The sequence below is a fragment of the Sodalis sp. dw_96 genome (assembly GCF_018449575.1).
Classification (GTDB): Bacteria; Pseudomonadota; Gammaproteobacteria; order Enterobacterales; family Enterobacteriaceae; genus Acerihabitans.
Genome location: NZ_JAAVUT010000015.1, coordinates 74,920 through 98,325 on the forward strand (window position 1 = coordinate 74,920; position 23,406 = coordinate 98,325).

A 23,406-nucleotide genomic window follows, 5' to 3' on the forward strand; every position below is an offset into this window, starting at 1 on the left:
ATGCGGAAGGAATGGCACTGGATCGGCGTGATTGGGCTGTTGCTCACGGCATGTACCACGACTACCGAAACGCCGCAGCAATCCGCCGCGCCGGCGGCCTATAACGGCCCGGTGGTGGAAATCAGCGGCGTGGAGCCGCGTTATGAACCCTATAACCCCAATACCGGCCAAGACTACCAGATGGACGGGAAAACCTACCGTATCGTCAAAAACCCGCAGAATTTCAGTGAAACCGGGCTGGCTTCCTCTTATGGCGCCGAGCGCAGCGGCAATACCACCGCCACCGGCGAACCCTTCGATGCCCAGGCTCTGACCGCCGCCCATCCGACACTGCCGTTGCCCAGCTATGTGCGGGTAAGCAATCTGAGTAACGGCCGCCAGTTGGTGGTGCGGGTCAACGATCGCGGACCTTATACCCCGGGGCGCATTATCGACCTGTCGGAGGCCGCCGCCGAACGGCTCAATATATCCAATCAAACCACGGTCAAGGTGGACTTTATCCAGGTCGCCCCCGACGGCACCTTGTCCGGGCCGGGCACCATCGGCACCGTGGTGGCCAAACAGACCTATGCGCTACCGCCGCGCCCGAACCTGGACGGCCCCTCGCCGGGTGCGATGCAGCCGTCCTCGTCGGCGCCGGTAGACGACACGCGGGTATCTTCCGGCACCGGAGCCGTCCCGGCGCCGACTATCCGCCCGGTGGCGGATCCCGTGACTTCCTCGCCTGATTCGCCGTCCGCCCCGTCCGCATCCGGCACCGGCGGCGGCTTTCTCGGCAGTCCCTCACCGTTGCCGGCCGGCGTAGTGGAGTCCGGTGAACCGTCCGGCGCACCGGCGACAACCTATACGCCGTCCCACGCGTCCGCCCCAACCTATACGCCATCCCAAGCGTCCGCCGCACCGGCCGCGACCTATACCAAGACCCATGCCTCGGCTGCGGCACCGGTATCCGGTCGCTTCGTGGTACAGGTGGGGGCGCTGGGGGACAAACAGCGAGCGCTGACCTGGCAAAAGACCCTCGGCCAGCGTTTCGGCGTTCCGGGTAAAGTGACCGCCAACGGCAACCTCTATCGGGTGCAGCTTGGACCGTTCAGCAGCCGCCAGCAAGCCGCCGCACTGCAGCAACGGTTATCCAGCGAAGCACAGCAGCAGTCATTTATTACCACCGCTGCGGAGTAAAACACCGCAAAGCTAACGGCCTGCGGAGCGTTTTAACGTTCCGTGCCCCTTGAAACATTCTTAAAAGGTTCTCCTTTGTCGGGGAATCGAATGTCTGATGCCGCTCTTTTATACATCTGCTATAGTGTGGCACGATTTTAACTTACTCCCATGGATGCTGTTGTCCTGACATGAATAAAGAAATGACCCACCTTTTATTCAAGCGCTTAGCGTTAAGTTCCGTCATCGTACTGTTTCCCCTGGCCCAGAGCCTGGCGGATGATGTGAATCTGAAGACCATGATTCCCGGCGCACCGCAAATCGATGCTGAGTCCTATATCCTGATGGACTATAACTCGGGCAAGGTATTGGCCGAGCAGAATGCCGATAGCCGGCGCGACCCGGCCAGTCTGACCAAAATGATGACCAGTTATGTTATCGGCCAGGCTATCAAGGCGGGTAAAATCACGCCTAACGATGTAGTAACCGTTAATAAAGATGCCTGGGCAACCGGTAACCCGGTATTTAAAGGTTCATCGTTGATGTTCCTTAAACCAGGGGATCGTGTTCCGGTGGCGCAATTGAACCGGGGAATCATTCTTCAGTCGGGCAATGATGCCTGCGTTGCCATGGCGGATTATGTCGCCGGCAGCCAGGATGCCTTTGTAAGTTTGATGAACAACTACGTCAGCGCCCTGGGCCTGGCCAATACCCATTTTGAGACGGTGCACGGTCTCGACGCGCCGGGCCAGTTCAGTTCAGCCCGTGATATGGCATTGATCGGCAAGGCGTTAATCCGCGACGTGCCGAATGAATATATCACCTACAAAGAGCGGGAATTCACCTACAATAATATCCGTCAGTTGAACCGCAACGGTTTATTGTGGGATACCAATCTGGACGTTGACGGCATCAAAACCGGCCATACGGATTCCGCCGGGTTCAACATAGTGGCCTCGGCCACCGATGGACCGATGCGGCTGATTTCCGCGGTGATGGGTGGCCGGTCCTCGAAAGGACGTGAAAACGAGAGCCGCAAATTACTGACCTGGGGATTTCGTTTCTTTGAAACAGTGGCGCCGTTGAAAGCCGGTAAGGAATTCGCCTCCGAGCCGGTCTGGTTCGGCGATGCCGACACGGTCAAGCTGGGCGTGGATAAAGATGCGTATATCACCATCCCCCGCGGACGCATGAAAGATTTGAAAGCCAGCTATACCCTGGACAAGACGGAGCTGCACGCACCTTTGGCGCTGAATCAGCCGGTGGGCACCATTAATTTCCAGCTCGACGGCAAAATTATCGATCAGCATCCTTTGGTGGTGCTGAATGAAGTGAAAGAAGGCAATATCTTCAGCCGGATGGTGGATTATATCAAACTGATGTTCCATCACTTGTTCGCGTAACGGAAGCATTCCTTGTCAGGCTTAAACCCGCCGCCGTATAATAGATCCAATCGTTAACACTCCCGCTATTGCGGGGGTGAGCTTGTTGACAAAGTGCCCGGTCGGGACAGGCCGCCAGATCGTAAACACGCCGTGAATCCATCCATGGAGGCTCGATCCGCGCCATCCCTGGCGCTGACGGTTTACTCTTCTAGCAGCCTGTCCCGACTCATAGACTCCGAGTATGTTGTCAGCAGACCTGACTTCCGCTATCGCGGGAGTGTCATTTTTGTAGTCCGGTATTCCGCCCCTGGGTTTTGCCGGGATATCTACGCTATCCGGAGCGCCAATGAAAACCAAACTGAACGAACTGCTCGAATTTCCTTGCTCGTTCACCTATAAAGTCATGGGTGTCGCGCGTCCCGAGCTGGTTGACGACGTTGTGGAAGTGGTGCAGCGCCATGCGCCCGGTGATTACATTCCCGAGGTCAAACCGAGCAGCAAGGGCAACTATCACGCGGTTTCCATTACCATCACCGCCACGCATATCGAGCAGGTGGAGGCATTGTATGAGGAACTGGGCAAGATCGAGATGGTTCGCATGGTATTGTAAAGCGGGAGCTGCCTGTGTCATCGGATAACGTCATCATTCGTCAGTTGAACCTGCAACCCTATGACATCGTGTCCCGGGCGATGCATGTCTTTACCCAGCGCCGAGGCCCTGAGACGCCGGACGAGATCTGGCTGGTGCAACATCCCCAGGTCTTTACCCAGGGACAGGCCGGCAAAGCCGAACATATTCTGCAACCGGGATCCATACCGGTCATACAGAGCGATCGCGGCGGCCAGGTCACCTTTCACGGCCCCGGCCAGCAGGTGATGTACGTATTACTCGATCTGAAGCGCCGTAAGCTTGGGGTCAGGCAGTTGGTGACCCTGCTGGAGGACCTGGTGGTGGCGACACTGGCCCGCTTTGGTATTAGTGCCCGCGCCCGCGCCGATGCGCCGGGTGTCTATGTCGGCGAGGCCAAAATCTGTTCGTTGGGGCTGCGCATCCGCAAAGGCTGCTCGTTCCACGGCTTGGCGTTGAATGTTGCCATGGATATGTCGCCGTTTCTGCGCATCAACCCCTGCGGATACGCCGGGTTGCGTATGACCCAGGTGAGCGAATATGTCCCCGGCGTGCAAACGGCCGATGTCGCGCCGGTTTTGATTGAGTCTTTTCTCGCGTTATTGCATAACCCGGCCAGCGAAATCCTGCCCTGGCGCGGGGAAGATTATCCGCAATAGCCCGAAGAGCATGCACCGCCGGTATCAAACATGTTATAATTTTTGACGTTTTATCAAAAAAAGTTGAACAACCACGTAACAGTCCGGATGATAAGGTTCATTCAAGGACTTTGGGGACGGGACCCGCGATATTATGACTAAACCGATACAGATGGAACGCGGCGTTAAATACCGTGACGCAGACAAAATGGCCTTAATTCCGGTTAAAACCGTGGCGGTAGAGCGGCAAGAGCTGTTGCGCAAACCAGAATGGATGAAGATCAAACTGCCGTCGGATTCCACACGTATCCAGGGAATAAAGGCCGCGATGCGCAAAAACGGTTTGCACTCCGTCTGCGAAGAAGCTTCCTGCCCCAACCTGGCGGAGTGTTTTAATCACGGCACCGCCACCTTTATGATTCTCGGCGCCATATGCACCCGCCGCTGTCCCTTCTGTGATGTGGCCCATGGACGCCCGACGGCGCCGGATGCCGGCGAGCCGGAAAAACTCGCCCAGACCATCTCTGAGATGGCCCTGCGTTACGTGGTGGTCACCTCGGTGGACCGCGATGATTTACGCGATGGCGGCGCCCAGCATTTCGCCGATTGCATCAGCGCCATCCGGGTCAAAAACCCCACCATTAAAATCGAAACGCTGGTCCCGGATTTTCGCGGCCGGATGGATCGGGCGCTGGAAATCATCAATACCTCGCCGCCGGATGTCTTCAACCATAATCTGGAAAACGTGCCGCGGCTTTATCGCCAGGTCCGCCCCGGCGCCGACTACTCCTGGTCCTTGAAGCTGCTGGAACGCTTTAAAGAGGCTAACCCCGGGTTGCCCACTAAATCCGGGCTGATGGTGGGACTTGGCGAAACCAATGAAGAAATAGTTGAAGTCATGCGCGATTTACGCCGTCATGGCGTTACCATGCTGACCCTCGGCCAATATCTGCAACCCAGCCGCCACCATCTGGCGGTGAAGCGCTATGTCAGCCCGCAGGAATTCGACGACATGAAGGGGGAAGCATTAGCCATGGGCTTTACCCATGCGGCTTGCGGTCCTTTCGTACGTTCGTCTTACCACGCGGATTTACAGGCTAAGGGAATTGAAGTGAAGTAACCGATATCCTTTAGATAAAGAGCAACGGTTATGACGCTAAACGGCACGGCGCAGTATATTACGGCGCTACGGTGGGCACGGCTAAGGGAAAATATCGCAGGCAATGCAAAAAGGATGGGCTACGCGACCATCCTTTTTATCAGCTCGCTTTAGTCTTTGCGTTCTGTTACCTGAGGAGCCACCGGTTCTTCAGTCTGCGTTTTCTGCGCGGTCGGCTCATCGCCATTCATGGCCTTCTTGAACCCTTTGATAGCAGCCCCCAGGTCGCCACCCAGGCTACGCAGTTTATTGGTACCGAATAGCAGCACAATCAAGGCGCCGATAACTAACAATTTGGTAATGCTTAAACCTTCCATAATCACCTTCTTGATTAACGCTTGCTCATAAAACCAGCGAACTTACAGTTTAACGCTTTTTACCGCTATTATCGCCCTATTACAAGAGATATCTGTAACAGATTTACATACCGAGCGGGAAATCCGGATGAATCGGGATGATGCCATCGATCCTCTATGACCTACCGTACCAGCAATCGGCGAGAGGTGAAACAACGATTTTCCAATAGCGGCGGCATCCGACCCAAAGCCTCCGTCCTTTGCTATAAACAAATTTTATGTATAATGAATGCCGGAGATGGCATTCCTCCTCTAACCGCCGTTTCGGCTGATGATGCCTACGTTAACCTGCCTGCAAAGAGGAACGTAGCGTCGTGTTCGCCTTTGTGAGCTTTCATTCCCTCATTTTGAAAGGTCTTTATGTTTACCCTTCTTTCGGCCGTCTTTATCGGCGGAGGTCTCGGCAGCGTATTACGTTGGTACGTGAGCTTGAAGTTGAGCAGCTCATCGATTCATATCCCGGCAGGTACCCTGACCGTCAATCTGGTGGGTGCATTCGTTATCGGGCTATGCCTGGCTCTGTTTGTGCGAATGACGCATATTGAGCCGTTCTGGAAGCTATTTATCACAACCGGACTTTGTGGCGGTTTAACCACTTTTTCCACGTTCTCAGCGGAAGTCGTGACGTTGATGCTTAGCGGACAGATGCTGTGGGCGGGGGTGAACATTTTGCTGAATCTGGTGGGTTCATTAATCATGACCTTCGTGGCGGTGGGATTGGTGCACCTGTTCGGACCGCCGGTACCGCTTTAAGCAGCGGCATCCCCTTAAAATAACAAAACCCGCACGAGGCGGGTTTTTCAGGAAACCGGCTATATTTAAATAGCTGTTACGTCAGCGGCCGAAGGGCCTTTGGCGCCGTTAGTGATTTCGAACTCAACACGTTGACCTTCGGCCAGCGTTTTGAAACCGTTACTCTGGATAGCGGAGAAATGGACAAATACATCTTTGCTGCCGTCTTCCGGAGTAATGAAACCGAACCCTTTGGATTCGTTGAACCACTTAACGTTACCTTTAATCTTAGACATCAAACTTACCTTTAAATAATTGATAGACACCAACTCTGTGTCGTGTGTAGTACAGCAATTGGTAAGTCCTTTGTCCAGCGCAAGATCATCAAAACGTGATAAAAATACTTAAAATAACATTTTAACCTGCAAGACCACTTCCCACTGACTTTATCTGCTTCCAACCCACGTGATTCAGCCGTTCAGCACGGCCGAAACGATGGGAAAATCAAAGCCCGTAGACCAGGGAAATAGCGGTCTTGGTATCGGTATGTTTCGGCGCGCCTTCGGGAGGCGCACTGTTATAGGTCACGTCATAGGTCACTTTCAGCGCGAAACTCTTATTGATGGCCACGCTAAGGCCGGTCTCGGAGTTAGCAGTAAGATCCGCGTTACCCAATAGCGATACGCCTTGGATAAACTGAGTGCTATCGGTTAACTGATAAGAGAAGGACATCGCGCCATATGCCAAGGCCTTGGTTTGACGGCCGCCGTTCTCGAATTCGTCGTGCCTTACGCCAGGACCGGCTTCCACCCGCAAATGCGTGATGGGGCCGTTAAGCAGCTGACGCCCGTAACCGGCGGTGGCGGTGGAACGCGAACGATAACCGTTATAGCGGTCGCTTAACCAGTTGGCCTGGCCAAACAGGAAATTATCGGCATCCAGGTTATGGCGGGCACGGGCACCGGCCTGATATTTTTCATCCGAGCGGACGTCATTGGAGGAATCATTCGCCGCTTCGCCCCAGATACTGTAGGCATTGGTCGGCTGAAACCAGGTCATGGTGGTGCTGGCGGCCAGATTGGAGCTGGTGGTGTTACCGGATTGCTTGTTGTAGCTGCCTTGGACATTGCCGTCGAAACTTTTTTTCGCGGTTGATGGATCATCCAGCGCGGTGAAGATATCGGTATCAGCAAAAGTCGAGAAACTAGCCAGGGACATTCCCAGGATAGCTAACAGCGATACTGCCCGAGAGCGGCCATTGCGTAACATAATTTACCTATAAATAATTGGGGGGTATGAAACCAGCACATGTAAAGAAAGGTTGATAGTGTAGCGAATCAGAACAAAAGGTGTACCAGTAATTTTTTGTAATATTGGTAACAAACTTTAAACTTTACAGCTTTTATTTAAGTTCTGTTGGAGCCTTGGGCGGTAAAGTACTAAAAAAAAGCTGATTATTCAGTAACTTTAAATAAACATCACAGTGCACAGACCTTTACTTCCGTTTGCACAATATTTACATTGCCCGGTACTGAAAATTTCGGATTAATCTGAAATATAAAAGTATCCTGAATTGTCGATTACTATACCGACAGATTTGCATAATCGCCCGAAAAAAATGAAAAAAAATGCCGATAGTCCCTGCATTTGGGCAAATGTTTAAATAAAGTTAATTAATTAATTCAAATGTGAATAACAGGCCGCGCCGCACTCTATTTACAGAGTAACCAGTAAATGAAGCCACCGCCGATCGTCCAGAACAGCGCACTGAATAGAAACACCATTACCCAGGCGTTATTATGTGCTTCGTCCATATTTGGATATTCTCTGACCATTGTGTTTATTTTCATGATGCCAGTATAGAAATTACCCGCCGTGGTGATTGTTGGAAAAAGCGGCAAAAAACAGGTTATATCGGGGGATTAGATCCGGGACGAGTCCATTCAAGGGGAACTGCGGCAAAAGGTGATCAAAACGACGAGGCTTTCATGGCTCCGCTTAAAAAGGCTAATAGCACGATCCCCTATTTCAAGAAAGCGGTGAATCAGAGGTAAAGTGAAAGTTCACCGGTGGGCCGGGTTTTGAAACGCCGATGCATCCATAAATATTGATCCGGCGCCCGCATGATTTCCTGCTCGACAATTTTATTCATATAACAGGTGGCGGCCATCTCGTCATCCAACGGGTAACCATCCAGCTGTGGCTGAATCAGCAGCCGGTATCCTTTGCCATTTCTTTTGCGCAGCAATACCACCGGCACCAGTTTCGGGTTAGCCAGCCGGGCCAGCGTAAAAGTGCCGCGGGTGGTGGCGGCGTGACTCACGGCGAAAAAAGGGGCGAAAATACTGCCGCGCGGGCCGTAATCCTGATCGGGGGCAAACCATACCGTCTCGCCCTGCTTCATAGCCTGCACCATGCCGCGCAAATCCTTGCGATCCAGCATCGCCTTGTTGGACCGCATCCGGCCCCAGGTTTGCACCAACTCCATCACCTTATTATTATGGGGCCGATACATGGCCATCATCGGCTGACACAATCCCATAGCCCGCCCGCCCAGCTCCAGCGACATAAAATGAATGCCAATGACCATCACGCCCTGATTATGTTCATTGGCCTGCTGCAGATTATGCAACCCATAAACATCAAACCAGCGCCGCACCCTGGCATCAGACCAGAACCAGGCCATACCGGTCTCAATCAGCCCCATGCCCGCCGAACGAAAATTATTGACCACGGTTCGTTCCAATTTGGCCGGATCCATGGCGGGAAAGCAGAGTTCAAGGTTCCGGCGGGTTATTGCCGCCCGGCGTTTTAGAAAATGCATTGATTGCCGGCCCAGCCAGCCGCCCAGCTTATATAATGTCGGATAAGGCAGTTGTACTAATAAAAACAGCACACCCAGACCGAACCATGTAAGCCAATAGCGCGGATGCAGTAATGAAAATGTAAATTTTTGTGAATCTACCATTTAGTTACGCTTCATAATATTATTGTTTACCTTTTTCAAAAATTACCCTGGATTATTTGCTTGAATAAGAGGCACTTTTCTTTTTTTTCAGAAAGGAAAAATGACAATAACAGAAGCGAACAGGACATTTTCTAACAAAGAAAAATGATTGGGAGCAGATAAGAATACCATAATCCGCATCGGGATTATCTTGAAAAATATTTCATGAACCATACCCCGGCGGGGAGCCGAGGCAAAGCTTATTTACCAAACCCGACAATCAGCGGCAAGAGTGAATGGCCGCCGTCATAAAATAATCGGACTATGGGGATAGCGTCGCAGAACGTGCAGCATGGCAAGGCAATCGCCACTGGCCGATAGCGCCTCGCCAAAGACGGCTATTTTCGCCGCTACAGCGGACCGCCCTCAATAGTTTCGGCTAATCCGTCGATAATATGCTCTCCCGTTTCGCCCGCCAGGCTGCGGTACCAAAGTTCAGTGGCCGCCGGATCCTTGCCGTGCGTGACATCACAGCGCTTACGCGCTTTAAGTACCAAGGATCCGACGCGCTGTCGCCGTTTTTCCTGGTAACGACGCAATGCATCCTCAATACCCAGCGAGTGTGTGCGCAGCACGGTGGCCAGCACCACCGCATCTTCCATGGCGGCGCAGCCCCCCTGCCCGATATCCGGCGTGGTACTGTGGCCGGCGTCGCCCAGCAGGGCGACGCGTCCGCGCACCAATTGCTCCAGGGGATCAATATCATGTATTTCCACCCGATTGACGCCGGCGGGTTCAAGCCTATGAATAAGCTGTTGCACCGGAGCGCACCAATCGGCGAAATAACCGCTCAAATCCTCTTTTACGCCGGCAGGCTGCTGGGTTAACCCTTTGGGAAGAGGAACATCGAAGAAAAAGTAAAAACGCCCGCCGGCTACCGGCATCAGCGAGACCCGTTTACCCTGGCCAACATAGGTGGTCCATTGATCCGCCGGGGCCAAGCCCTCCTCAGCGGCAATCAAACCGTTCCAGTTCACATAACCCGCGTACCGGCGTTCAACGGTATAACCGAGCACATATCCCCTGGCGACAGAGTGCGCCCCATCGGCGCCAATCAGTAAATCGCCGCTGGCCGAGCTGCCGTCCTCAAACCAGGCGGTAACCTGTCGGCCGTCATCCTCTATCTTCATCAACCGTTTGCCAAGATAAATTCGCTCCCGGCCGAAGGCATCCATTAACATGGATTGCAACTCCGCCCTGGCCACCGGGTAGGGGCGCTCACCTACCCGATCCACCAGAGGCTGCAAACTGAATTGAGTCAGGGTCTGCCCAGTGCGATAGTCCTGGTAGGCCATTGCGGCCATATTTCCGCCAAGGGCCTTGATTTGCTGTTGAAGCCCTATAAAATTCAGACACTTAACACCATTTGGCCAGATGGATATCGCGGCGCCCACCGTTTTTATTTCCCTCACCGCCTCGTATATCTCTACCTGGCAGCCCATTTTTTGCAGGGCGATGCCGGCGGTGGCACCCCCCATTCCCGCACCAATAATGATCGCTTTCATTGTTAAGACCTCTCAGGGACGTTATCTTGGCAAGAAGCAATTACAGTGCCATGATCTTAATCTCTTGAGATTAAATGGCCGGGCAATCATATCAGCCTTTTGTATTTCTCATTGCCGCGCCGCCGGATTTTTTGTGTGATGTTGCAGCGGGCCGGGCCGGGGCGGTCGGTTGAAGGATAATATAGTCGCCATTGACGCTTTTCAGGTAAGCCATGCATTCCGTGGTGGGTGTTTTAACCCGATGCAATATCATATGGTCATACTTCATCTCACCGCCCGTCAGGTCGATTTTATAGTTTTCGTTTTTGAAAGTGACGTTATAGTACTCGCCGCCGGTCCTGTCCAGCTTGCCTCTTTTGGCAATGATGCGCTGCCATTGGCGGCAGTCCAGCGTATCGCCGGCGCGAGTGATGATGAGGCTGGCTTTGGCCTCAGGGCTGACCAGCCAGCTTTGCGGCCCGCTAGTCGTCCACACGCCGGCAAGTTCCTGCGGCGCGGGCGCTTTAATCACCTCGGCATAATTGGCGGTTCCCGCGCATCCGGCCAAAGCAGTCGCCAGCAGACCGGTGACAAAAATTTTCTTCATACCAGTGTCCTTGTTCAGTCGAAGCGGGATTTTAGCATTAAATGAAGGGGATTGTTAAAAGCGACAAGAATCTTATAACGCTATTCAGCGTTATTTCGTTGGACGTTATGAGTTGCCAACGGTGCGGCGAGGGGATTTCATTGGAAATGACCATAAAAAAACCCCGGCATTACCGAGGCTTAGAATTTTTTCGCTGTTTAAAAGTTACCTGACTGCTCCGGCTTTCGCCTTCATCGCTATCGCAGGTACTCTTATTGATTCCGTGTTGCTCCCGGGATGATACTACCGGGGCGCTAGCGGCGCTGTACACACTGCGCGTCTATATTGCGTCAGCTGTTTGCAGGGCAACCATGTTACAGGGCAGCTATATTACAGAGCAGCTATATTACAGAGCAACAACGTTAGTTGCTGACGGACCTTTCTGGCCTTGTTCGATATTGAATTCGACCTGTTGGCCTTCGTCCAGGGTCTTGAAATCATTGCTTTGGATTGCAGAAAAATGTACGAACACATCTTTGCTACCGTCAGCAGGGGTGATAAAACCAAAACCTTTGCCCGCGTCAAACCATTTTACTGAACCAGTCATTTTGTTAGCCATTTTTGTTTCCTTTTTTAGGGCCGCCACATAAAGGCGATTAAGGTCTGCTTATCAAGATTTACTTATGGGAGCACTAAAGAAGGAAATTCCTCGGAGAAGCGATAATTTGCAATACCGTTTAAATCGGAACAACTTTACTAAAATGACATTCATAAATAGGTCTGCTCTACAAACCGATAACTCTATTTACACATAGGGGGATCGTTATAGCAAGGTTTTTTCATTTTTATTTTTCATCCTTTTAACGTTCCAGACAATGCCGTTGCACTTTCCTGGCACTATCCATGGTACCACGGATTACCACATGCAAATCGAAAAAAAAGCCGCACAACTCCTTGAAAAATAGAGTTGATTATCGATGAATAACGACCTCGTTCGATTTGCAAATCATCACGACTATGGGGTACGGGCCGGGAAGGGCTACTGTGTATCCGGAGGTATGATGGTTCTAAAAAGTCATGCCGGACGCGCAAGCCGTCATGGAAGAAATGACATATTTATACGGAGACAATCTGGTCCGCGACAATTGAATAACCCCCGTTCCACTCCATACGGCCAGTGACGGTCAAACGTTCGCCCCGAAGATGAGCCATCAATTCCAGCGCCATGATATCGAAACCCACCACGGTTAACGGGTAAGAGCTGCGTTTATCGCTTTCCGCCAGGATAGTCGCTTTCACCATGGGTCGTCCGGTATTGCCTTTAATACGGCTGGGTGATTTGGTGATGACGCCAGATAAAGTGGTGGTTATAGGGCTATAGTGGTTTTCGGTTTGATGCTGATTACTTGAATTCATGACAGGACACCTCCGCATTTTCATAATTTTGTCAGAAAGTTTGTGTATTTTACCTGATTGCATCCCGCTTGTGTGAGCAATTGTGTAAGTAATGCACGAAATTTAACCGAGAATCTGCCCGTCCCGGCAGATTCTCGGTTAAAAGTCGCTTAGGATGACCACGCGCTCCTCTCATCATACCCCTGGAAGGGATGAAAGTCCGCAGGTTCCCGCGGTCAGGAACGGACACCCGTTATGAATCCCCGGCCACGGACCTTGTCAGCTGCGGTATTTTTCCACCAGCGCCATTGCAATAGCTTCTGTTTGCGCGTCGGGGGTGCCTGAAAAATCTGTTGGTCTGAAATGCATTTGGAAAGCGCTGATGGTGCGTAACGTCTCCTCATCCGCCAGACCGTTCTGTGGAATACGGTAGCCATAGCGGGCCAGGGTTCGCTGGATGTTAGCCACCGAGGCCGGCGTCCCAAACGCCCTGCCCGCCAAATACTTATCCACGCTCGCCCGATCGGGCCATGCGCCAATACCCCGCTGCGCCAATAGCTGCCAGGGAAAAAGCGGGCCGGGATCGGATTTTCTCAGGGGCGCGATATCGCTGTGTGCCAAGACATTAGCCGGGCTTATCCCATAGCGATGGATGATATCCCGCGCCAGCCGCGCCACCAGTTCTATTTGATCTTCCTTGAAGGGATACCAGTGTTTTCCCTTCACACCCTGGCTAAATCCAGGATTCACGATTTCGATGCCCAGGGAGGTATCGTTAAGATTGTCACGTCCCTGCCAGTGGCTTTCGCCCCCATGCCAAGCGCGTTTCTCCTCGGCAACCAGTTGACTTGCCACCGGCTTGCCCCGGATGATTTCCGGAGAGGTGTGCACCAAATAATGTGCGCTCACCTGGCCCTGCGTCAATAAACGTAACGATTCATTGTCGTCCGCGGCGGTGTAATGCATTACCAGAAAACGTATCCTCTCATCCTGACTGCGGGAGGAAACGGTGGTATCCGCCAGGTAATCACCCCGGTCAATCTGTCCTGAATTCCCGGTACACCCCGCCACAAGCACCAAACATAAATATAAAAGCACTCTATGCATAAACACACCCCGTTCAAAAAAACCAGGATAAATGTCTTTCCATAAACGAACTCAAAACCAACTCAACTCGACCAGTGGCTAAAAACACTCTTGCAGATATTTCTGCTTTCAATGGCATATATATGTTGTAGATATATTAATATTTTGTTTCAAAGCGAAAAATAAAAATAAATACAAATTATGATACGGCAAACAATAAAAAATAGTCATTTTATGACCCTACGTCGCTTATTCAACTCAAAATTTTACTTAACTCACCCGATCACTGCTTTTACACTCGGTGATAGGCCATTCGGGCAGGCCTGGAGGCGCATAATGGCCAGGTCCGCGCATAAATAAATTTTTTCTTTTTAACGCGGAAAAATGATAAAGCCTCCGAATAAAATATAGCTCACTGAATCAATATCATCCAAAAAATAATTTGAGTTAAGTGAATAATTTTACCTGCCAAGTTCTTTCCATTTATTGAATAGGGTAATTCCGCCGGCTAAAGAAAAAGAAAAACCGGCCGTTAACCCTATTGGCACGCAGTATTAGCCAGGTTTGATCCACCGGTGATCAATTTCATTCAAGCGGCAATAGCGAAGCGGTAATGATGAAAATTACTCTTTTAGTCTCTTTATTTCCCCTATTATTATCTGCCTGTACCGCGGTTGGACATTATAAAGTTGATCAAACGGCAGAAAGCAAAGCAGATTTTCATTTTGTCGGGATTCCGGTGCTTGCCGGCGCCATTGGTTCCAGCTTTCCTCTTACCGCCAAATATAGCCTCACCGCTGGACATGTGGCTAAGATCATGATGGTCAAGGTAAAAGCGTATAATCCATTGTGCGACGTCGCGATTATTTATCATGATAATACCGGCCGGAAATTACCCAAGCTTGAAACCGCGGGTAAAGGCGACAAACTCAGCCTCTACGGATATAACGCCTATACGGCCATGCCGACCTCCTCATCCGGTGTGTTGAAGGAATTCGGCTGGTGGGATAAGCCGGGCACAAGTTGCCTCTATGGGCTGAGCGACGCCGGCGGTGTGCCCGGCATGAGCGGCGGTCCGGTCTACGCCCAGGATGGTGCGATAGTGGGGGTATTTACCGCCACTCATCCTAAACGGAACCAAACCATGTTTGTTCCCTATCAGGAAATAGCCGGTTGGGTCGATAAAGAAACCAAGAGTTAATTTGATTTAGCGGTATAACATTTCACGACTATTGCGTATCAATCGTTACGAAATATCTTGACGTCCCTTCTTCCTGTGACTATTTTCGTAGTGTTCACTATGAAAATCTAAAGAATAACAAACATTGACCAGGGGGATCGGATGAGTCAAACGCTTCAAGGTAAAATAGCGCTGGTAACCGGCGGCAGCACCGGTATCGGCTTGGGTATCGCCCAGGAATTCGTCAATGAGGGGGCGTTTGTCTTTATCACCGCCCGCAGGAAACAGCAGCTTGACGACGCGTTGGCGCAGCTTGGCAATCAGGCAGCGGGGATCCAGGCTGATGTAGCGGATTTAGCGGCGCTGGATACCCTGTTTGATCAGATCAAAAGCCAAAAAGGACATCTGGATATTGTGGTAGCCAATGCGGGAGGCGGCGAATTTGCTCCCCTTGGGGCGATTACCGAGGAGCATTATGATCGTACCTTCGATATCAATGTCAAAGGAGTGCTGTTTACCGTGCAGAAATCACTGCCGCTGTTATCGAAAGGCGCGTCGGTAATCCTGACCGGCTCCACCACCTCGGCCCTTGGCGGAAAGGATTTCAGCGTTTACAGCGCCACCAAAGCCGCGGTGCGGAATTTCGCCCGCAGCTGGATACAGGATCTGGCCGGCCAGGATATCCGCATCAATGTGCTAAGCCCAGGCCCCGTCCAAACGCCCGGCCTGCTGGGTCTGGTTGAGCAAGAACACCAGCAGGGCCTGCTGCAGACCATGGCCTCCCTGGTCCCCCTTGGAAGGGTGGGCCAGCCGGCGGAAATCGGCAAAGTAGCGGTATTCCTCGCCTCTGACGCGGCGAGCTTCGTTAACGGCGCGGAACTGTTTGTCGACGGCGGCCAGGCGCAGATCTGAGACCCCAAAACCGTCCCAGCCCGACGGCGGTCTGGCATATTTTAAGCCGGGCGGCCGTTTCAGTCCGGCGGCCATGCCCTCAAGGCCGCATCCGCCATGGCTCGGGCCTGTGCCCGGGTCACTCCTTCTGTAGCCTTGATGGACATCCCGTACAAAAACGTCGCGTAGAATCCCGCCAGCGCCGCCGCATCGGTATCCGCCGGCACATCCCCTTCCGCTATGCCCCGCTCGATACGCCGACACAACGCCAGCTCCGTTTCCCTACGGGCTTCGGTAACGGCCTGTTGCACATAGGCCGACGCCGCGGAACAGTTGATGGTGGAAAGCGTCAGCATGCAGCCGGGAGGAGTATGGGGGTCAACCATGCTGTCCACCGCCTGGCTGAGAATGCGCGTCACCGCCTGTTTGGCGGTTTTTTCCCCCAGCGCCTCGGCCTGGTAGCTGCCCGGCCCGGCGATATATCGCTTGATGGTTTCCAGGAACAGATGTTCCTTGTCGCCGAAAGCGCTGTAAATGCTCGGCGTGGTGACTTCCATGACCTTAAGTAATTCCGCCAGGGAGGTGGTCTCATAACCACGCAGCCAAAACAATCGCATGGCGCGATCCAACACGGTATCGCGATCAAAAGAGCGCGGCCGCCCGCGGGGCTTGGTGGGAGGGATTTTATCTGTTTTCATAACGATCGATTGTAAATTATCCCACCCGCAGCGGCAAGCGCGCCTTTTGCGTTAAATTGTGGGCCGCCGGCAGGGGCCATACCGGTTATGGGATAACTTAACCGTTGAATATGATCGATATCTCACATCAAAATAATAATTAATGTTTATATTAACCCAGCATGAGCTATTTTGAATTTATGTACAAATAAGAATTGGTTACTTATACATAAATAATACTGAAATAATAAGAACAAGATTACTTTGGATTTTTCCCCCATTCCGTAAGAATTATTTATCTTTGGCACATTGATGAGAATTTATTGTTAATTATTAGCTTCACATAAATTATGATTTAATCTATTTTCATTTTATGTCTGGCTGAGATAACCAGGCATTTAATAGATGCTTAATACTCGCTTATATAATCCATCCCGGGCTTACATAAATGTTGCTCCGCGTGTCATACATGAGAAATTACAGGGGAAATCATGACCAGAACATATGTCGTCATTGCCGTTACCATGGCGTTATTAAGCGGCTGCGCCAGTAACCGCACCTCTTCCGGCGATACTTTTACCTCGGCGCAAGCCAGGCAACTCCATATCGTTACCTATGGCACATTGATCTCGGTCCGTCCGGTCACTATTCAGGGAGGCTCCGGCGAAAATGTCTTGGGTACCGTTGGCGGCGGCGTAATAGGCGGATTGCTCGGCAATTCCGTCGGCGGCGGCAACGGACGCAGGTTGACCACCGCCGCGGGCGCGGTGGGCGGCGCCGCCGCGGGTTCGGCTGTGCAAAGCGCCGCTAATCGCAGCAGCGGTGTGGAGCTTGAAGTTCGCCGGGACGATGGATCCACCATCATAGTGGTCCAGGCCCTGGGCTCCAGCCAGTTCCATGTCGGCCAGCGCGTGGCCGTCGCCACCAACGGCAGTTCGACGACGGTTTCACCGCGCTGATCGGGGGATGGGCCTATGGCTGTCAGAGTCATTTACACCTGGATGAGGCGTTTTTTTTGGGTCCTGGTCATCTTCGCTGTCGCGGTATTCGGATTGCGTGTTTTTGAAACACAGCGCGGACCGCCATTACAGCTTTGGCATACTTTTGTGCCGAACGATATGCAGGCGGAAGCCATTGATAAAGCCAGTTGGGAGGACTATTTACATGCGGAAGACGCATTATTCCAAAGCGTGCGGGAAAATGTGACCGACAAGCTGGCGCCGGACGTCCAAACCCCGCTTAATCGCTATTATTCCGGCAGTCCGATTTATCCCGACCGTTTCGTCACCAACTGGAATCGGTCCTATATCATGATGCCTGACGGCGCCCCCAAAGGCGCGGTGGTATTACTGCACGGTTTGACTGATACCCCCTACAGTCTGCGTCATATAGCCGAAAATTACCGCCAGCGTGGATTTGTGGCCGTCGGCATCCGTCTGCCGGCCCATGGCACGGTACCGGGCGCCCTTACCAAGGTGAAATGGCAGGATTGGACGGCGGCGACACGTTTAGCGGTACGTGAAGCGAAAATGCTGAGCGGTAAGGATCGGCCTTTGCATATCGTTGGTTTTTCCAATGGCGGGGCGCTGGCGATGAAATACACCCTCGATGCCTTGGACGATCCTGCTTTGGCAAAACCCTCCCGGGTCATTCTGATTTCGCCCATGATCGGGGTGACCCGTTTTGCCCGGTTCGCCGGCATCGCCGGTTGGCCGGCTTTTTTCCCGGCATTTGCCAAGGCCGCCTGGCTGGGAATAGTGCCGGAATTCAACCCCTTCAAATACAATTCGTTTCCGGTGAACGGCGGCCGGCAATCCTTTGAGCTGACCCGGGTCCTGCAACAGCAAATCGCCCGGGACGCCCGCAATAATAAGCTGGCGTCATTGCCGCCGGTGCTGACTTTTCAGTCGGTTATGGATTCCACCGTCAGCACCCGCGCGGTGGTCACGGCGTTATATGAGCAGCTACCGGCCAACGGCAGCGAACTGGTGCTGTTTGATCTGAATCAGACCGAGAGCTTCGGACCGTTGCTTAGGACCTCTTCCTATACCGCCTTAGGTCGTTTATTACCGCCGGCGCCGCGCCGCTATACCACTACCGTGGTCACCAATATTTCCCCCAATAGCCTCTCAACCCTGGCGCGGACCACCCTTGCCGGACACACTGAGGAAACCGTAGAACTGCTGGGAATAGACTATCCGGCGGATATCTTTTCGTTATCCCATGTGGCCTTGCCTTTTCCCATGAACGATTCCCTGTACGGGCGTTATCCGGATCCGCGCAATCAGTACGGTATCAGCCTGGGAGCCTTTGCCGCCCGAGGCGAACGCTCGGTATTGGTGGTGGGGTTGGATTCTCTGATGCGTCTTTCATCCAATCCGTTTTTTCCTTATATGCTCAAACGCATCGATAACAAGATTGAGCCTTGAATCACACCGGTATCGCTTTATGCACCGGCCGCATTTGATGTGAATGGATATTTAAAAACCTTTTATAAAAGCGTGAACTTCATTTATGTATAGGTAAGATCATGACAGTAAAGCATCGTACCGGCCTGCTGCTCTATTCTTTGATAATGTTGGCGTTATTCAATGTCTCCTACCCCCTGTCCGCCGCGCCACTGCCGGCGGTGACTGTCGCGGTTATCGAGCAGCGGGTGCTCCAGCGGGCTTTATATTACCTAGGGCGTATAGAGGCCATACAGGCTGTGGATATCACTACTCGCACCGAAGGTTTTATCGCCAGGCGGGATTTTACCGAAGGCCAGATGGTTAAGGCCGGCGATCCGCTGTTTGAAATCGATCCAGCGCTGCATCGGGCCGCCGTTGCCCAGGCGCAGGCGCAGCTCGACAGCGCCAAAGCCACTGCCCGCCTTGCGCAACTTAACCTGGGCCGTCTGCAGCGCCTTGGACAGCAGCGGTCCGCCAGCCTGGCGGACGTGGATGCCGCCCAGGCGCAGCGGGATACCTCCAGCGCGGCGGTGGCCCAGGCACAAGCCAATCTCGGCATTCAGCAGTTACAGTTGAGTTTTACCCTGATCGCCGCGCCGATTACCGGACGTATAGGCCACAGCAATTTTGGCGTCGGCAGCCTGATCAATCCGGCGAGCGGTGCGCTGGTGCATCTGGTCCAGCTCGACCCTATCCGGATTGCCATCGCCGTCAATGAACGGGATTACATCGCCGCGGCAAACCGGAAAAACGCCGACGCCGATGATTTTTCCCACAGCGGCTATACCCCGCACCTGCAGTTGGCCAACGGCATGGATTATCCGGAACCGGGGGTATTTGAATCGGTGGATAATCGCATCGACAGTCAGACCGGCACGGTTACCGTGCGGGCGCGTTTTGCCAATCCACGCCATCTGCTGCTGCCCGGCGGGGTGGTGAACGTATCGCTGACCTCCGGCCGCGTCGATCCGGTGGTGATGGCGCCCATCGCCGCGTTACAGCAAAATCGCGAGGGCTTTTTTGTCCTGCTGGTAGACAGTCAAAACCGGGTGGAAGTGCGGCCGGTGGTTATCGGCGATCAGTTTGAGCAGGAGTACCAAATCAAACAGGGACTGGCGGCCGGGGATCGGGTCATTATCGAAGGCCTGCAGCGGGTCCAGCCCGGCATGATGGTGAATGCGACCACGGCGGTGCCGGTAGGTTCGGCCATAGCTGAACCGGCTAACGCGGACTAAGGGGTCTACTCATGCTGCTTTTTTTCATCACGCGTCCTAAGTTCGCCATGGTCATTGCGGTGGTTATCACGCTGATTGGCTTGACCGCCCTGAAGGTGATTCCGGTGGAACAATTCCCGGATATCGCGCCGCCGGTGGTATCGGTCTCCGCGCTTTATCCCGGGGCCAGCGCCCGGGACGTCGCCGAAGCGGTGGCCTCCCCCATCGAAGCCCAGGTCAATGGCGTCAGCCATATGCTGTATATGGAATCCAACAGTGCCAGCAGCGGCGGATATCAGTTGAACGTGACGTTCGCCAGCGGCACCGATCCGGACATGGCGGCGGTGGAAGTGCAAAACCGAATCTCTCAAATCAGCGCGCAATTGCCGGCGGAGGTGAATAACAATGGCGTCTCGGTACGTAAACGTTCCTCCAATATCCTGTTGGGGGTGAACATCTTTTCCCCCAAACAGACATTGGGCACTCTGTTTCTCAGCAATTATTCAAGCCTGCGCCTGCGTGATGCCCTGGCCCGCCTCGACGGCGTGGGAGACGTTCAAATCTTCGGCGCGCGCAATTACAGCATGCGGGTCTGGCTGGATCCGCGCCGGATGGAATCCCTTAATGTCAGCACGCAGGATATTATCCAGGCCTTGCAGCAACAGAATATCCAGGCCGCCGCCGGCCAGGTAGGCTCGCCCCCCAATCCCCCCGCGCAGCAGCAAACCTTGACCATCAGCGGCCGGGGCCGCTTGCAGGACGCCCGGCAGTTCAGCCAGGTGATTATCCGCACCAACGCACAAGGTGGCACGGTACGATTGGGAGACGTGGCCAGGGTGGATCTCGGGGCGCAAAATTACCAGGTGAATTCATCCCTGAATAATACCGACTCAACCTTTTTGGGGGTTTATCCCACCCCCGGCTCCAATGCCCTGGCGGTGGCCGGCGCGGTCAGAGCGGAAATGGCCCGTTTGGCCCGCGACTTCCCGGACGACATGGCGTATTCCATCAATTACGACTCCACCACCACGGTTACCGCCACCCTGGACGAGATTGTCATTTCACTGTCGCTGACCCTGGCGGTGGTCCTGGTGGTGGTTTATCTGTTTTTACAAAGCCTGCGTGCCACCTTTATCGTGGCCCTTACCATTCCGGTTTCCCTGCTCGGCACCTTTGCTGTGCTGTTCGCTTTTGGCTATACCGCCAATACCCTCAGCCTGTTCGCGATTATCCTGGCGCTTACCGTGGTGGTGGATGATGCCATCGTGGTGGTGGAAAACGTCGAACGACTGCTGTCCCAGGATGACACGTTGACGCCGGCGCAGGCCACCGGCAAGGCGCTGGTACAGATAGCCGGCCCGATAATCGCCACCACGCTGGTGCTGATGGCGGTGTTCGTGCCCATCGCCATACTGCCGGGCATTACCGGCTCGCTTTACCGGCAATTCGCCGTTACCCTCTCTTCGGCGGTTATTTTGTCCAGCATCAATGCCCTGACATTGGCCCCCGCCCTGTGCGTCTCGCTGATAAAACGGCGTGAATTAACTACCCGGGGATTTTTCGGCGGATTTAACCGGGACCTGGACCGGCTGCGGGACAAATACGTCCGTGTTGCCCTGTTAATCAGTAAGCGGGCGGCCACCAGCGTGATTATCCTGCTGCTGGTGGGGTTAGCCACCGGATGGGTTTATAGCCGCCTGCCCGCCTCCTTTTTGCCTGAAGAGGATCAGGGATATTTTTTTATCAATGTACAATTACCGGACGGCGCTTCACTGGATCGCACACAGCGGGTGATGGGGCGGGTTTATCAGCAGGTGGCGGCGAATCCGGCGGTGGCGAATGTCATCAAAATCACCGGTTTCAGCCTGCTCAGCGGCGGTGATTCCACCAATGCCGGGTTAATGTTTGTCCTGCTTAAGCCCTGGGGGCAACGTCAGCAGGTCAATCAGGTACTGGCCGATATCCAGCCGCGCCTGGCGGCCATTCCGGCAGCCATGATCATGGCCTTCAATCCGCCGGCCATCAGCGGCCTGGGCAGCGCTTCCGGTTTTGATCTGCGCATCCAGGCACTGGAAGGACAGACGCCCCAAGCATTGGCGCAGGTCGCCGGCGGAGTGATCCTGGCGGCCAATCAGAATCACTTGTTAAATCGAGTGTTCACTACCTTCAGCGCCGCGGTGCCGGAAATCGGCTTGAGCATCGATCGCAATCGCGCCGCGCTGATGCAGGTACCCGTCAGCCGTATTTTCGCAACGCTGCAGGCATCCATGGGCGGGATAAACGTGGGAGACTTTACCCGCAATAATCGTTTATTCAACGTACAACTGCAAAATGACATGGAGTACCGGCAACGGCAGGAGCAGATCGGACAAATCAATGTACGCAGCGACAACGGCGCATTGGTCCGGCTGGCCAATCTGGTGCATATTACTCCCACCCTGGGAGCGCCGTTTATCAGTAATTTCAATCAGTTTCCTTCAGTGTCGGTGAGCGGCTCCGCCGCCGAAGGCGTCAGTTCGGGCCAGGCCATGGGGGCGATGGAGGATCTGATGCGGCATCAGCTTCCCGCGGGTTACGGATATGCCTGGAGCGGTATGTCCTGGCAGGAGCAGCAGGCCGGCGGCCAGGCGCTGGTGATTTATGCGGCGGCGCTGGTTTTCGCCTACCTGTTTTTAGTTGCGCAGTATGAAAGCTGGAGTATCCCGCTGGTGGTGATGCTGTCGGTCATCTTTGCCGTGGCCGGCGCCGTGGCCGGCCTAGAGGTCATGGGTTTTGCCAATGACGTCTATGCCCAGATAGGACTGGTGCTGCTGATAGGGCTGGCGGCTAAAAACGCGATATTGATTGTCGAGTTTTCGAAAGCCCGGCGCGAAGAGGGCGCAAGTATTACGCAAGCGGCCCGGGACGGCGCTTTTCAGCGTTTCCGCGCCGTTATGATGACCGCCATATCTTTTATATTCGGGGTAACGCCCCTGGTGTTCGCCAGCGGCGCCGGCGCCATGAGCCGAAGAATTATCGGCATAACGGTATTCGGCGGTATGCTGATGGCCACCGCCGTGGGAATTTTAGTGATCCCCGCGCTTTATCTTCATATTCAACGGCTCAGGGAATGGGTAAAAAAATAGCGCCGGCGGCTACCATCAAAAATCCGCTGTTTTTACGTAAACTTACAATTATGAACACTCAGTCACAACACGCCGGCAGCAAAAGTCCCATTATTAATAGGGTTAAAAATGGTAGGAGGTGACTATGTATCTGGACAATCAGGATTTCAATGTCATATCCGCTTTGGCTATTGCTCTTAGCATCATTGGATTATTTTGTATCTTGATAGATTAAGGTTAATGCAGGACCCATAGCCCGGAATATACCGGGGAAAA

At 53.4% G+C, this 23,406-nt stretch carries 22 protein-coding genes and 1 riboswitch; of the genes, 12 read left to right on the top strand and 10 right to left on the bottom strand.

Annotated features, from left to right (window positions below):
- The 5 genes from rlpA to lipA all read left to right on the top strand — a co-directional run bounded on the left by rlpA (position 1) and on the right by lipA (position 4,929).
- Positions 1-1,179 carry an endolytic peptidoglycan transglycosylase RlpA gene (rlpA, locus tag HB631_RS19420; RefSeq protein WP_213992832.1) on the top strand — a complete coding sequence of 393 codons (1,179 nt, stop codon included), beginning with the start codon at positions 1-3 and terminating at the stop codon, positions 1,177-1,179.
- Between the two features lie 170 nt (positions 1,180-1,349).
- Positions 1,350-2,561: a D-alanyl-D-alanine carboxypeptidase DacA gene (gene dacA, locus HB631_RS19425; protein ID WP_213992833.1), complete on the top strand. Its 1,212-nt coding sequence runs from the start codon at positions 1,350-1,352 to the stop codon at positions 2,559-2,561.
- A 328-nt stretch (positions 2,562-2,889) separates the two neighbouring features.
- Positions 2,890-3,153, top strand: coding sequence for a DUF493 family protein YbeD (gene ybeD, locus HB631_RS19430; RefSeq protein ID WP_213992834.1), 264 nt, complete (start codon positions 2,890-2,892; stop codon positions 3,151-3,153).
- Positions 3,154-3,167: 14 nt separating this feature from the next.
- Entirely contained in the window at positions 3,168-3,830 is a 663-nt protein-coding gene (gene lipB, locus HB631_RS19435) for a lipoyl(octanoyl) transferase LipB (protein WP_213992835.1), read from the top strand.
- Between the two features lie 133 nt (positions 3,831-3,963).
- Positions 3,964-4,929 (top strand): lipoyl synthase, encoded by a 966-nt coding sequence (gene lipA / locus HB631_RS19440; RefSeq protein ID WP_213992836.1) that lies wholly within the window; start codon positions 3,964-3,966, stop codon positions 4,927-4,929.
- Positions 4,930-5,078: 149 nt separating this feature from the next.
- Here the strand turns inward: lipA and tatE are convergent, their stop codons facing one another.
- On the bottom strand, positions 5,079-5,285 hold the full coding sequence (gene tatE, locus HB631_RS19445; protein ID WP_213992837.1) for a twin-arginine translocase subunit TatE: 207 nt from the start codon (positions 5,283-5,285) through the stop codon (positions 5,079-5,081).
- 264 nt (positions 5,286-5,549) lie between these two features.
- Positions 5,550-5,612, top strand: a riboswitch (Fluoride riboswitch).
- A gap of 72 nt (positions 5,613-5,684) precedes the next feature.
- Between tatE and crcB the strand changes: the two genes are divergently transcribed.
- Positions 5,685-6,077, top strand: coding sequence for a fluoride efflux transporter CrcB (gene crcB / locus HB631_RS19450; RefSeq protein WP_213992838.1), 393 nt, complete (start codon positions 5,685-5,687; stop codon positions 6,075-6,077).
- A gap of 65 nt (positions 6,078-6,142) precedes the next feature.
- Here the strand turns inward: crcB and cspE are convergent, their stop codons facing one another.
- The 8 genes from cspE to HB631_RS19490 all read right to left on the bottom strand — a co-directional run bounded on the left by cspE (position 6,143) and on the right by HB631_RS19490 (position 13,635).
- On the bottom strand, positions 6,143-6,352 hold the full coding sequence (gene cspE / locus HB631_RS19455; RefSeq protein ID WP_025244663.1) for a transcription antiterminator/RNA stability regulator CspE: 210 nt from the start codon (positions 6,350-6,352) through the stop codon (positions 6,143-6,145).
- Positions 6,353-6,560: 208 nt separating this feature from the next.
- A complete protein-coding gene (locus tag HB631_RS19460) occupies positions 6,561-7,325 on the bottom strand; it encodes a DUF481 domain-containing protein (protein WP_213992839.1) in 765 nt (254 codons plus the stop codon).
- Between the two features lie 775 nt (positions 7,326-8,100).
- Positions 8,101-9,024 carry a kdo(2)-lipid IV(A) palmitoleoyltransferase gene (gene lpxP, locus HB631_RS19465; protein ID WP_213992840.1) on the bottom strand — a complete coding sequence of 308 codons (924 nt, stop codon included), beginning with the start codon at positions 9,022-9,024 and terminating at the stop codon, positions 8,101-8,103.
- Between the two features lie 389 nt (positions 9,025-9,413).
- Entirely contained in the window at positions 9,414-10,568 is a 1,155-nt protein-coding gene (hpxO, locus tag HB631_RS19470) for an FAD-dependent urate hydroxylase HpxO (protein ID WP_213992841.1), read from the bottom strand.
- A 91-nt stretch (positions 10,569-10,659) separates the two neighbouring features.
- On the bottom strand, positions 10,660-11,154 hold the full coding sequence (yedD, locus tag HB631_RS19475; RefSeq protein WP_213992842.1) for a lipoprotein YedD: 495 nt from the start codon (positions 11,152-11,154) through the stop codon (positions 10,660-10,662).
- A 385-nt stretch (positions 11,155-11,539) separates the two neighbouring features.
- On the bottom strand, positions 11,540-11,752 hold the full coding sequence (locus HB631_RS19480) for a cold-shock protein (RefSeq protein ID WP_132922852.1): 213 nt from the start codon (positions 11,750-11,752) through the stop codon (positions 11,540-11,542).
- Positions 11,753-12,249: 497 nt separating this feature from the next.
- Complete coding sequence (locus HB631_RS19485; protein WP_213992843.1) at positions 12,250-12,549, bottom strand: hypothetical protein; 300 nt, start codon at positions 12,547-12,549, stop codon at positions 12,250-12,252.
- Positions 12,550-12,807: 258 nt separating this feature from the next.
- On the bottom strand, positions 12,808-13,635 hold the full coding sequence (locus HB631_RS19490; protein ID WP_213992844.1) for an N-acetylmuramoyl-L-alanine amidase: 828 nt from the start codon (positions 13,633-13,635) through the stop codon (positions 12,808-12,810).
- A 592-nt stretch (positions 13,636-14,227) separates the two neighbouring features.
- Between HB631_RS19490 and HB631_RS19495 the strand changes: the two genes are divergently transcribed.
- A complete protein-coding gene (locus tag HB631_RS19495) occupies positions 14,228-14,815 on the top strand; it encodes a trypsin-like peptidase domain-containing protein (protein WP_213992845.1) in 588 nt (195 codons plus the stop codon).
- Positions 14,816-14,956: 141 nt separating this feature from the next.
- Positions 14,957-15,706, top strand: a complete 750-nt coding sequence (locus HB631_RS19500; protein WP_213992846.1) for an SDR family oxidoreductase — start codon at positions 14,957-14,959, stop codon at positions 15,704-15,706.
- A gap of 59 nt (positions 15,707-15,765) precedes the next feature.
- On the opposite strand, the gene HB631_RS19505 is transcribed toward HB631_RS19500, so the two are convergent.
- A complete protein-coding gene (locus tag HB631_RS19505; RefSeq protein ID WP_213992847.1) occupies positions 15,766-16,383 on the bottom strand; it encodes a TetR/AcrR family transcriptional regulator in 618 nt (205 codons plus the stop codon).
- A gap of 470 nt (positions 16,384-16,853) precedes the next feature.
- Here HB631_RS19505 and HB631_RS19510 point away from each other — a divergent pair, with 470 nt between their 5' ends.
- The 4 genes from HB631_RS19510 to HB631_RS19525 all read left to right on the top strand — a co-directional run bounded on the left by HB631_RS19510 (position 16,854) and on the right by HB631_RS19525 (position 23,151).
- A complete protein-coding gene (locus HB631_RS19510; protein ID WP_213992848.1) occupies positions 16,854-17,321 on the top strand; it encodes a glycine zipper 2TM domain-containing protein in 468 nt (155 codons plus the stop codon).
- 15 nt (positions 17,322-17,336) lie between these two features.
- Complete coding sequence (locus HB631_RS19515; protein WP_213992849.1) at positions 17,337-18,791, top strand: alpha/beta hydrolase; 1,455 nt, start codon at positions 17,337-17,339, stop codon at positions 18,789-18,791.
- A 146-nt stretch (positions 18,792-18,937) separates the two neighbouring features.
- Positions 18,938-20,047 (top strand): efflux RND transporter periplasmic adaptor subunit, encoded by a 1,110-nt coding sequence (locus tag HB631_RS19520; protein ID WP_255557133.1) that lies wholly within the window; start codon positions 18,938-18,940, stop codon positions 20,045-20,047.
- A gap of 11 nt (positions 20,048-20,058) precedes the next feature.
- Positions 20,059-23,151, top strand: a complete 3,093-nt coding sequence (locus HB631_RS19525; RefSeq protein ID WP_213992851.1) for an efflux RND transporter permease subunit — start codon at positions 20,059-20,061, stop codon at positions 23,149-23,151.
- Positions 23,152-23,406 lie beyond the last annotated feature (255 nt).